Annotated in this window: 9 protein-coding genes; 4 read left to right on the top strand and 5 right to left on the bottom strand. The window is 66.8% G+C overall.

The genetic code is table 11. The features are described from left to right. Window positions 1-93: 93 nt before the first annotated feature. Window positions 94-1,131 carry an LLM class F420-dependent oxidoreductase gene (locus EEB19_RS25195; protein WP_187590065.1) on the top strand — a complete coding sequence of 346 codons (1,038 nt, stop codon included), beginning with the start codon at window positions 94-96 and terminating at the stop codon, window positions 1,129-1,131. 61 nt (window positions 1,132-1,192) lie between these two features. Here the strand turns inward: EEB19_RS25195 and EEB19_RS25190 are convergent, their stop codons facing one another. Then, entirely contained in the window at window positions 1,193-1,801 is a 609-nt protein-coding gene (locus EEB19_RS25190; RefSeq protein WP_187590064.1) for a TetR/AcrR family transcriptional regulator, read from the bottom strand. Beyond that, a complete protein-coding gene (locus tag EEB19_RS25185; RefSeq protein WP_187590063.1) occupies window positions 1,773-2,210 on the bottom strand; it encodes a PaaI family thioesterase in 438 nt (145 codons plus the stop codon). The genes EEB19_RS25190 and EEB19_RS25185 overlap by 29 nt, the downstream gene beginning before the upstream one ends. Window positions 2,211-2,316: 106 nt before the next feature. On the opposite strand from EEB19_RS25185, the gene EEB19_RS25180 reads away from it, so the two are divergent. Continuing rightward, window positions 2,317-3,738, top strand: coding sequence for a cytochrome P450 (locus EEB19_RS25180; protein ID WP_262365910.1), 1,422 nt, complete (start codon window positions 2,317-2,319; stop codon window positions 3,736-3,738). Window positions 3,739-3,781: 43 nt separating this feature from the next. Here EEB19_RS25180 and EEB19_RS25175 read toward each other — a convergent pair whose 3' ends face one another. After that, complete coding sequence (locus tag EEB19_RS25175) at window positions 3,782-4,603, bottom strand: crotonase/enoyl-CoA hydratase family protein (RefSeq protein WP_187590061.1); 822 nt, start codon at window positions 4,601-4,603, stop codon at window positions 3,782-3,784. A 70-nt stretch (window positions 4,604-4,673) separates the two neighbouring features. On the opposite strand from EEB19_RS25175, the gene EEB19_RS25170 reads away from it, so the two are divergent. Next, window positions 4,674-6,317, top strand: a complete 1,644-nt coding sequence (locus tag EEB19_RS25170) for an acyl-CoA synthetase (protein WP_187590060.1) — start codon at window positions 4,674-4,676, stop codon at window positions 6,315-6,317. 1 nt (window position 6,318) lies between these two features. Beyond that, complete coding sequence (locus tag EEB19_RS25165) at window positions 6,319-7,467, top strand: nitronate monooxygenase family protein (protein ID WP_187590059.1); 1,149 nt, start codon at window positions 6,319-6,321, stop codon at window positions 7,465-7,467. Between the two features lie 92 nt (window positions 7,468-7,559). On the opposite strand, the gene EEB19_RS27110 is transcribed toward EEB19_RS25165, so the two are convergent. Further along, a complete protein-coding gene (locus EEB19_RS27110; protein WP_187590058.1) occupies window positions 7,560-9,287 on the bottom strand; it encodes a long-chain-fatty-acid--CoA ligase in 1,728 nt (575 codons plus the stop codon). Further along, window positions 9,284-10,429 carry an acyl-CoA dehydrogenase family protein gene (locus EEB19_RS25155; protein WP_187590057.1) on the bottom strand — a complete coding sequence of 382 codons (1,146 nt, stop codon included), beginning with the start codon at window positions 10,427-10,429 and terminating at the stop codon, window positions 9,284-9,286. The genes EEB19_RS27110 and EEB19_RS25155 overlap by 4 nt, the downstream gene beginning before the upstream one ends. Between the last annotated feature and the right edge of the window lie 167 nt (window positions 10,430-10,596).

The following is a 10,596-nucleotide window of genomic DNA, read 5'->3' as shown; positions in this document are numbered from 1 at the left end:
GGGTGCAGTTGTGCTGGTGCTCACCAGTCGAGTAGAACACGTTCTAGTATTGAGGCACAAGATGCACGTCACGGACCCGTGGAGGACGCAACGGTGAAGCTCGGACTACAGCTCGGCTATTGGGGGCGGGGGCCCATCGAGAACGCTCCCGCACTGATCGCGGCCGCCGAGGAGGCCGGATTCGATGCGGTGTTCACCGCCGAGTCGTGGGGGTCGGATGCGTACACCCCCTTGGCGTGGTGGGGGGCCGCCACCGAGCGTGTGCGACTCGGGACGGCGGTTGCCCAACTCTCCGCCCGACCGCCCACCTCACTGGCGATGCACGCGCTGACGCTCGATCATCTGTCCGGTGGTCGGCACATCATCGGACTCGGGGTGTCGGGGCCGCAGGTCGTCGAGGGGTGGTACGGGCGGCCGTTCGCCAAACCGCTCGCCCGCACGCGTGAGTACGTCCAGGTTGTCCGAGATGTCCTCGCGCGGGAAGGAGCGGTGACCAGCGCCGGCCCGCATCACCCTCTGCCCTATCCGTCGGACGCACCGGGGGCGACCGGACTCGGCAAGTCCCTCAAACCGATCACGCACCCGCTCCGGGCCGACATCCCGATCTGGCTCGGCGCCGAGGGGCCCAAGAACGTCGCGCAGACGGCGGAGATCGCCGACGGCTGGCTGGCCATCTTCTACAGCCTGCGGCTCGCCGATCAGTACGAGGAATGGCTGGCGGAGGGATTCGGCAGACCGGGGGCCCGACGCACCCGCGATGAGTTCGAGGTCGCCGCGACCGTGCAGGTGGTGATCACCGACGACGTCGCGGAGGCGGTGGAGCGATACCGGCCGTCGACCGCGCTGTACGTCGGCGGAATGGGCGCCAAGGAGAAGAACTTTCACGCCGAGCTGTACCGGCGGATGGGGTACGGCGATGCGGTGGACGAGATCGGTGCGCTCTTCCGGGAAGGTCGTAAGGCCGAGGCGATGGCTGCGGTGCCCGACGAGATGGTGCGCGAGACGATGATCGCGGGAACCGCCGATGAGGTTCGCGCGCAGATCAAGCAGTGGGAGGCGGCCGGGGTGACCATGCTCATGGTGACCGCCCGCGACACCGAGACGATCCGAGAGCTGGCGACATTGGTGTGACCCTTCGTGACGCTCGCAAGCTCGCTCCTCAGGGATCGTGGTGCTGGCGGGCTTGCGAGCGTCACGAAGGGTCCCCGCCACGATCCATCTCCGCGAGAATCGCCAGCGCCGACCGAACGGTGAAGTCGCGCAACCACTCCGAAGGAACACCCCGATCCGGAAGGTGTCGGCGGACCGCCGCATACGGCAGGTCCACGAGCGCGAAGGTGACCCGGTCCATGATCTCGGGGCCGTCGTCGCCGAAGCGTCGACGAGCATAGCCGCGCAGTGCGGCGCGGGCTGACCGATTGTGCTTACGGAGTTCTGTGGCAAGGGTGTCCGGCCACGACCGCGTGAGATCGCGCTTGTCGTACTGCACGAGCAACGCGGACTCTCCGGGGTGCGCGGCGGTCCAGTCGAAGCAGTGGGCGACGACAGCGCGCGCGGCGCCGTCGGCGTCGTCGATCGTCAGCGCCTCGACGACACCGTCCTGGTATCGGATGATCGTGCGCAGCCACAACCGGGCCATCAGTTCGTCCCGGCTGGCGAAGCGGTGATACACCGAACCCGACGGCGCGCCAATCGCCCGACCGATCGCGGTGGCGGTCGCCGCGCCAGGGCCGTCGTCGACGACGAGCGTCAGTGCCGCGTCGAGGATCTCGTCAGCGCTGAACTGTGGTCGACGACCCACGGCCCCGCACCATGCTCGTACCCTGCGCCGCAGCGACGATCCGCCGCGACCCGTCGTCGGCGACCAGGCTGATGTCGCACCGCGCAACAGCTTTCGTTCGACCCGAGTGGACGAGCACGGCATCGGCGACCAGTTCCCGACCGTCGTCGGCGGGCGCGAGGTACTCGATGCTGAAACCGCTGGTGATGATGTCCGTCCCGAGACCGAGCGCTGCCGCGTACGTCAGCGCGTTGTCGGCGAGGTAACTCAGCACCCCGCCATGGATGTAGCCGTACTGCTGCCTGAGGTCGTCGCGGATGTCGACGACCAACGAGACGCCGTCGTCGCCGACACGGGTCAGGCGTGCCCCGATCATCCGACTGAATGGCTGGGCGTCGAGGACCGATCGTGCGAGCTGCAGATCCATCATTTATCAGAGACTGCTCGCTATTATCGAAGGTGTCAAGGGCGCGTACGGACTCGATTCCACCCCTGGGTGGATTGACATGATCGTCGGCCGGGCGCAGTGTCGAGACGTGGTCGCCACACTGAAGAACGACTGGTCGGGACAGTCCTTTCCGCATGCAGGCCGACGCAAGCCGCTGATCGGTGATCTGGGGGTGTCCGATCCGCGCCACCCACTGCTGGACCTCCTCGAATGGGGCGCGGACCTCGGTCCGATCTACGAGATGCGGATCTTCCGGCAGAACTTCGTGTTCGTGTCGAGTGCTGCTCTCGCGGCGGAACTCTGCGACGAGTCGCGATTCTGCAAGGCACTTCCGCCCGCAATCGTCGCGCTCCGGCACTACGCGGGCGACGGGCTGTTCACCGCACACAACGACGAGCCGAATTGGCAACTCGCGCACGAATTGCTGATGCCGGCCTTCACCAAATCGGCGATGCAGTCCTATCACCCGATCATGTTGGAGACGGTCGGCGAGCTGTTCGACTACTGGGATCGGCAGTCCGGGCCGGTCGACGTCACGCGATCGATGACGAAACTCACCATGGAGACGCTCAGCCGCGCGGCGTTCAGTCACGACTTCGGATCGTTCACCACCTCACGACCGCATCCGTTCGTCGACGCCATGATCCGTGCGTTGGAGACCGGACGGCGGAAAGGCGGTCTGCTGACCGCACCCGGCGGTCGCTTGTTGGGTCGATGGCTCGACCGCCGCAACGCCGCCCAGCAGGCGTACGTCGACGAACTCCTCGACGACCTGATCGCCGAACGCGCCGGAAGCGCCGATCAGCACGACCTGCTCGGGATCATGCTCAACACGGCGCATCCCGAGACCGGAGAGCGCCTGTCGCCGTTGAACATCCGGTATCAGATCCTGACATTCCTCGTCGCCGGGCACGAAACGACCTCGGGTGCACTGTCCTTCACGCTGCACTATCTGTCGCGCCATCCCGAGTGCCTCGCCAGAGCGCGACAGGAGGTCGACGACATCCTCGGTGACGTCGTGGACGCAACACCCACATTCGAGCAGGTCCCGAAGTTCCGGTACATCCGGCGATGTCTGGACGAGGCCTTACGGATCTGGCCGACCGTGCCCGGATTCGCCCGCAGCCCGAGGGAGGAGACCACGATCGGTGGTGGTCACCGAATGCGGCCGGACGACTGGGCGGTGATCGTCCTGGGCCAGGTGCATCGTGATCCCGCCGTATGGCGCGAGCCCGATGTCTATGACCCGGATCGGTTCCTGCCGGCCGAGGTCAAGAAGCGTCCGGCGCACAGCTACAAGCCGTTCGGTGCCGGACTTCGCGCATGTATCGGACGCCAATTTGCGCTACATGAGGCGGTTCTGGTGTTGGCGTGCCTCATCCATCGGTATGACATCACCGCCGATCCCGACTACGAGCTCGATGTCGAGGAGCGACTGACTATGGTGCCGAGGGGGTTCGAGCTCTCGGTGACGCCGCGGCGTGTTCGGGCGACGGCACCCATTCTGTAGTACGAACACCCGTCGAGCGCGGGTTCGTACTACGAAGTCGCACTCACTCGCCGGTGAAGACCGGCTTCTCCTTGTTCGCGAACGCTCGCGGGCCGACCTTGGCGTCCTTGCTCTTGAACACGGCGATGCCGAGTTTCGATTCGATCTCGAACGCGTCCAGCTCGTGAAGACCCTCGGTGTCCCGGATGGTCTTGAGGATCGCCTGGACCGCGAGCGGACCGTTGGCGGCGATGGATTCGGCGATCTCGAGGGCCTTGTCGAGGGCGGAGCCGTCGGGGACCACGTACCCGATGAGGCCGTACTCCTTGGCCTCGGTCGCGGTGATGTGCCGGCCGGTAAGCAAGAGATCCGCGGCGATCGTGTACGGGATCTGCCGGGGCAGGCGCACGGCGCTGCCGCCGAGCGGGAACAGCCCCCACCGTGCTTCTGCGACACCGAACTTCGCACCCTCGCCGGCGACGCGGATGTCGGTGCCCTGCAGGATCTCGGTGCCCCCGGCGATGGCTGGTCCCTCGACGGCCGCGATCAGCGGCTTGGTCAGCCGGCGGCCCTTCAGCAGTGCCGGCAGGCTGGCTGGATTCCACGTGCCCTGATCGGCGGTGTCCCCCGGGGAGTTCTTGTTCATCGCCTTGAGGTCCATACCGGCGCAGAACGCGCCCCCGGCGCCGGTCAGGATCGCGACCCGGATGTCGGGGTCGGTGTCGACCTGATCCCAGGCCTCGACCATGATGCGCATCATCTCCGCCGACAGCGCGTTGCGCGCCTGGGGCCGGTTCATGGTCACGATCAGGATGTGGCCGCGCTTCTCGACGAGGCACTCCGGTGCCCGGTCGGTGTCGGTCTCGGCGCCGGCAACAGTGGTCATCGTCGTCCCTCGCGAATCTGTGCGTGATTGCTGCTTGCCCGAAACGATAACACGTTCTAATTTTGTTGCCATGGCCTATACGATTGCCGACCTCATCGAGCATGCCGTCGACCTGGTACCCGACCGCATCGCGCTGGAATCCGGCGACGAGACGCGGACCTACGCCCAGCTCGAGGCGAGATCCAACGCCCTTGCCCACAAGCTCCGCGAACTCGGCGTGCAACCGGGCGACAGAGTGGGCTTGTACAGCAGGAACACCATCGAGGCGGTCGAGTCGATGGTCGCCATCTTCAAGGCCCGCGCGGTGATGGTGAACGTGAACTACCGCTATGTGGAATCCGAACTCGAGCACATCTTCACCGACTCCGGGATGTCGGTGCTCATCCACGAGCGACAGTTCTGCGAGCGCGTGTGCAACACGTTGCCGAAAGCGCCGACCATAGGCCACCGGATCGTCGTCGAGGACGGGTCTGATGCGGCGCTGACGTGTTCCGGTTACCCCGATTCGATCCGCTTCGAGGACGCCATCGCCGGGGCGAGTCCGGAGCGGGACTTCGAGGAGCGGTCCGACGACGATCTGTACATGCTCTACACCGGTGGTACGACGGGGAAGCCGAAGGGTGTCGTCTGGCGTCAGGTCGACGTCTGGCGCGTCCTCGGCGGTGGAATCGACTGGTACACCAGCACTCCCGTTGCCGACGAGTGGCAACTCGCGCGTGAGGGCGCCGACGGCGGGCAGCTCGTCCGGTTCCCGATCCCGCCGTTCATCCACGGCGGGTCGCAGTGGGCGATCTTCCAGGCGCTGTTCGGTGGCGGAAAAGCGGTGGTGTACCCGGAGTTCAGCGGAAGCCACGTCTGGGACGTCATCGAGAAGCATCGCGTCAACGTCGTGTTCATCACCGGAGATGCCATGGGGCGTCCCATGATCGAGGCGCTGGCGGAGAAGGACCAGCACGATCTGAGCAGTGTGGTGTCCATCGCGTCGTCGGCGTGTCTGTTCTCGCCCAGCATCAAGGAACAGTTCATCGACCGCTTCCCGAATGCCATCATCATCGACGCGATCGGGTCGTCGGAGACCGGATTCGGCGGTCTCGGCGTGGCCTCGAAGGACTCGCCCCACACGGGCGGCCCGCGGGTGAAGGCCGACAGCGAGACCCACGTATTGCGCGAGGACGGCTCTCGGGTGACACCCGGCACCGGCGAGATCGGTGTGCTGGCCCGCACCGGCCACATCCCGCTGCGCTATCACAACGACCCGGAGAAGTCGGCGAAGACATTCAAGGAGTTCGACGGGGTTCGGTATTCACTCCCGGGAGATTTCGCCCAGGTCGAGGAGGACGGCACCATCACGATGCTCGGCCGGGGCTCGGTCTCGATCAACACCGGCGGCGAAAAGGTGTTCCCCGAGGAGGTCGAGGGCGCGCTCAAGGCCCATCCGGATGTGTTCGACACGGTGGTGGTCGGTGTCGCCGACGACCGCTTCGGTCAGCGGGTCGCCGCGGTCATCGCCACCCGCGACAACGCCCGGCCGACCCTCGCCGAACTGAACGACGTGGTGCGCAAGGAACTCGCGGGCTACAAGTGCCCGCGCAGTGTGTGGTTCGTCGACGAGATCAAACGGTCGCCGGCGGGCAAACCCGATTACCGGTGGGGTGCCGGCATCACCCAGGAACGACCCGCAGATGAGGCGCTCGGCGCCCCGGAGAAGAGCTGACATGCGTACCGCACTCGCCGAACGATTCGGCATCGACTATCCGATCTTCGGTTTCACCCCGAGCCAGGACGTGGCCGCGGCGATCAGCCGGGCGGGCGGACTCGGCGTCCTCGGTTGCGTGCGGTTCAACGAGGCCGACGAACTCGACGAGGTTCTGGAGTGGATGCATCAGAACACCGACGGCAAACCGTTCGGTGTCGACATCGTGATGCCGGCCAAGATTCCGACCGAGGGCAGCAAGCTCGACCTCGACTCGATGATCCCGCCGGAGCATCGAGCGTTCGTGGAGCGCACGCTCGACGATCTCGGTGTGCCTCCGCTGCCGAACGGTGAGAGGGTCGACGCGGGCGTGCTCGGATGGCTGCACTCGGTGGCCCGCTCACACGTGGACGTGTCGATGGAGCACGCGCGTAAGTACGGTCAGATCAAACTGATCGCGAATGCGCTCGGCTCGCCGCCTGCGGATGTCATCGCCACGTCCCACGACAACGGTGTCCTCGTGGCCGCTCTGGCCGGCGCGAAAGAGCATGCGCTGCATCATGTCGAGGCCGGGGTCGACATCGTGATCGCCCAGGGATACGAGGGTGGCGGACACACCGGCGAGGTGACCTCCATGATCCTGTGGCCCGAACTCGTCGACGCCATGGGCGATTCCGCCCCGGTGCTGGCAGCGGGAGGCGTCGGCAGCGGCCGCCAGATCGCCGCTGCCATCGCCCTCGGGGCTCAGGGGGTGTGGATGGGCACCTACTGGCTGACCGCAGCCGAATACAAGCTCGGCATGCAACCCGACGCCGACGGCCCGTCGACGATCCAGAAGGCGTTGCTGAAGGCGACGTCGCGGGACACCGTCCGGCGGCGGATCTATTCCGGAAAGCCTGCGCGTCTGCTCAAGACGAAGTGGACTGACGCCTGGGACGCTCCGGACGCGCCCGATCCGCTGCCGATGCCGCTGCAGAACCTGTTGGTCGGTGAGGCGCACGCGCGGATCTCACGGGCCGACGATCCCGAGGTCGTCGCGATGCCCGCGGGTCAGATCGTGGGACGATGCAACGAGATCGTCCCCGTGGCCGACATGATCGCGGGTCTGGTGGGCGAGTACGACCGTGCGGTCGCACGGATGAACGCGACGGTCACCACCCCGGTGAGCTGAGCGGCCGCGATATCAGAGCAGTACAGGAGGGTCGGGGCGACAACAGTTGTCGCCCCGGCCCTCCCGTACTGCAGGCGTATCAGGGTCGTCGACTACTGCGACGGTGAGTGCTGGACGGCGACGTAACGTCCGTCGCGCCGGGCCCAGGTGCACGGCTCGGAGGCGTCCCGAAGCTGCCGCTTGACCGTCTTGAACGTGGCGGTGTCGGGCAATCCGTGCGTGAGGCGAACACGGTGCGGCCACTGCTTGGGGCCGAGATCCGTCTGCGCGCTGAGGAATTCGGTGAACCCATCCGCGTCGACGGTGTCGTCGGCGACCAGGACCGCCTCGATCTCGTCGCCGATCTCGACGGGCACGCCGTATACCGCGACCTGCCGCACGGCGGGATGCCGGAGGAGGATTCGCTCGATGGGTCCCGTCCCGAGGTTCTCGCCGTCGACCCGCAGCCAGTCGCCGAGCCGCCCCGCGAAGTGCAGGTAGCCGTCGTCGTCCACCCAGCCGAGGTCGCCGGTGTGATAGACCCCGCCGCGCATCCGGTCCGCGGTGGCGTCTGGATCGTTGTGGTAGCCGCTGAACAGTCCCGGCCCGGAGGTGTTGACGATCTCGCCGACCACTCCGGGAGGTACGGGCTCACCGGACTCGGGATCGACGACAGCAGTCGGTGCGCGCAGGGGACCCAGCGCGTCCGGGGGAGTGTCCGGGGTGCGGGTGATCGCGACCCCGCCCTCGGTCGATCCGAATCCGTCGACGACTCGGCATCCGAATCGTTCGGCGAACCGCACACGATCCCGTGCCGACGCCTCGTTCCCGTACATGATCCGCAGCGGGTTGTCGGCGTCGTCGGCCAGCTCCGGTGTCGCCAGGATGTAGTTGAGCGGTTTGCCGACGTAGTTGGCGAACGTGATGCCGTAGCGGCGCACATCGGGCAGGAACCCGCTGGCGGAGAAGCGATCTCGCAGGACGATCGAGGCACCCCCGGCCAGGGCCACCGACCATCCCGCGATCACCGCGTTCGAGTGGAACATCGGCATCGACAGGTACACCACATCTCGCTCGCCGATCTCGAAGCGATCGGCGAGCATCCGCCCGCTCTCGGCGAACTTGCGTTGCGTGCAACGCACGGCCTTGGGGTCGCCGGTTGTCCCCGAGGTGAAGATGAGCATCATGAGGTCGTCGGGTGCGGGAAGTGGGTGTGGGAGTGGTCTCGATACCCGTCGGGCTCGCTGCGCTCGCTCGTCGCCACTCCTCGGATCGAGTAGCGGCGAACGGAGTGAGTCGCGTATCGAGATCGACCAGCGGTTGGGGGCGTCGGGCGCTCTGTGCTGATCGTGTCCCTCGTGCTGATCGAGTAGCGGCGAACAGAGTGAGTCGCGTCCCTCTTGCTGATCGAGTAGCGGCGAACGGAGTGAGTCGCGTATCGAGATCGCTCCCTGGCTATCTCCGGAGTCGAAGTCGATCACCGGCAGATCACCGAGCTCGGCATCGTCGAGCAGAGCACGGTACGTGCTGTCCGTGACGAGGATCTGACACTCGGATCGCGCGATGTCGGCCGCGAGTGCGGCGCCGCGTCGTGTCGTGTTCAGTCCGACGAGCACGAAGGCACCGGTCGCCGCGGCTCCGAGCAGGTAGCTGAACGCCGGCGAATTGCCCATCAGCACACCGACATGCGGCGGACGGCCGGCCGGTAGCACCTCCCGCAACGCAGTGCCCCACTCGTGTGAGAGCGCCACGTGGTCACGCCACGACACGAACTCGTCGCCATGATGAAGGCCGCGGTCGTCGACGTCCGCGACCGCGGCCAACAGCTCCGCGAGAGTCACACCGGGGTGGCGGCCAGCTCGGCGCCGATCGAGGCCAGGACGACGGGCGCCGAGCCAAGGGTGAACTCGTTCTGCTTGGCGCGCAGGAAGTACCGGTGTACCGGGTGACTGGTGTCGAGTCCGACGCCGCCGTGGACGTGGACCGTGGTGTGGGCGACGCGATGGCCGGCCTCTGTGGCCCAGAACTTGGCCGTCGCGATCGCGGTTCGCAGGTCGGATTCGTCTCCGGTGGGCGCGTCGGTGTGGAGATTCGCGAGCATCCACGATGCCTGGGTGGTCGTCAGCGACAGGCCCTGCGCGTCGATGTAGCCGTCGGCGAGGCGTTGCGCGACGGCCTGGAACGACCCGATCGCGCGGCCGAACTGCTCACGCTCACGGGCGTATTCGGCGGCGAGTTCGAGCACACGTGTCACGACGCCGGACTGCTCGGCACAGACTGCCAGGGTGAATCGGTCGGCGATGTCGTGGACGGCGGCCAGGCCCCCATCGAGGACATGGTCGGCGTCGACGACGACATCGGTGAGATCGATCTGGGCGGTGGGGATCTTGCCCGTCGATTCCGTGGCGGTGATCAAGAGGCCCGCAGAGCGCGCTGGGACGACGACCGCGATCGGGCCGTCGGGACCGGTGGCGTTGACGACGAAGTGATCGGCCGCCTCGGCGTAGGGGACGTTGACCTTGGTGCCGGTGACGGTCAGTCGGTCACCGTCGCGCGTCGCGGTGGTGGCTGGTGCGGTGACGTCGACCCCGAGATCCTCCTCGAAGGCGACGGTCAGCACGGCCTCGCCCCCGGCTGCGGGCACCACGATCGAGTCACGCAGTGCATCCGCGCGGGTCGCGATCACCGGCAGGGCGGCGCAGGCGTGAGCGGCGAACGGGACACGCGCCAAGGCGCGTCCGAGTTCTTCGGCCACCAGGTTGTTCTCGATCGCCGAGAGGTCGCCGCCGCGCTCGCCGGCCACGGTGCTGGACACCTCGAGTCCGAGCAGGCCGGCCGTTCCGAGTTCACGCCAGAGATCGGTGTCGATCGGCGCCGACGACGACTCGAGGTCGGCGATCCGTTCCGGTGTGCTGATCTTGCCGGCGATGTCACGAGCGAGGCCGCGGACGTCCTCGCCGGATTCGGGAAGTGTGAAGTCCATTGTGCTGGTGTGCTTTCGGTGTGTGGGGGTTTCGATACGCGTCGGGCTCGCTGCGCTCGCTCGTCGCTACTCAACCGGCGGTCGGGGGTCGGGTCGCTGTGTGGTTGTCGCTACTCAACCGGCGGTCGGGGGTCGGGTCGCTGTCTTGTTGTTGTTACTCAACCGGC

Source organism: Gordonia sp. OPL2 (assembly GCF_003797825.1).
GTDB lineage: Bacteria > Actinomycetota > Actinomycetes > Mycobacteriales > Mycobacteriaceae > Gordonia.
Note: the sequence above shows the minus strand (reverse complement) of the source record. Positions and strands in the feature narration are given on the sequence as shown.

Excerpts from the sequence above, each read along its gene's own strand:
- EEB19_RS25155 (WP_187590057.1), bottom strand. The coding sequence starts at position 10,429 with ATGGACTTCACACTTCCCGAATCCGGCGAGGACGTCCGCGGCCTCGCT.
- EEB19_RS25175 (WP_187590061.1), bottom strand. The coding sequence starts at position 4,603 with ATGACCACTGTTGCCGGCGCCGAGACCGACACCGACCGGGCACCGGAG.
- EEB19_RS25165 (WP_187590059.1), top strand. The coding sequence starts at position 6,319 with ATGCGTACCGCACTCGCCGAACGATTCGGCATCGACTATCCGATCTTC.
- EEB19_RS25170 (WP_187590060.1), top strand. The coding sequence starts at position 4,674 with ATGGCCTATACGATTGCCGACCTCATCGAGCATGCCGTCGACCTGGTA.
- EEB19_RS25185 (WP_187590063.1), bottom strand. The coding sequence starts at position 2,210 with ATGATGGATCTGCAGCTCGCACGATCGGTCCTCGACGCCCAGCCATTC.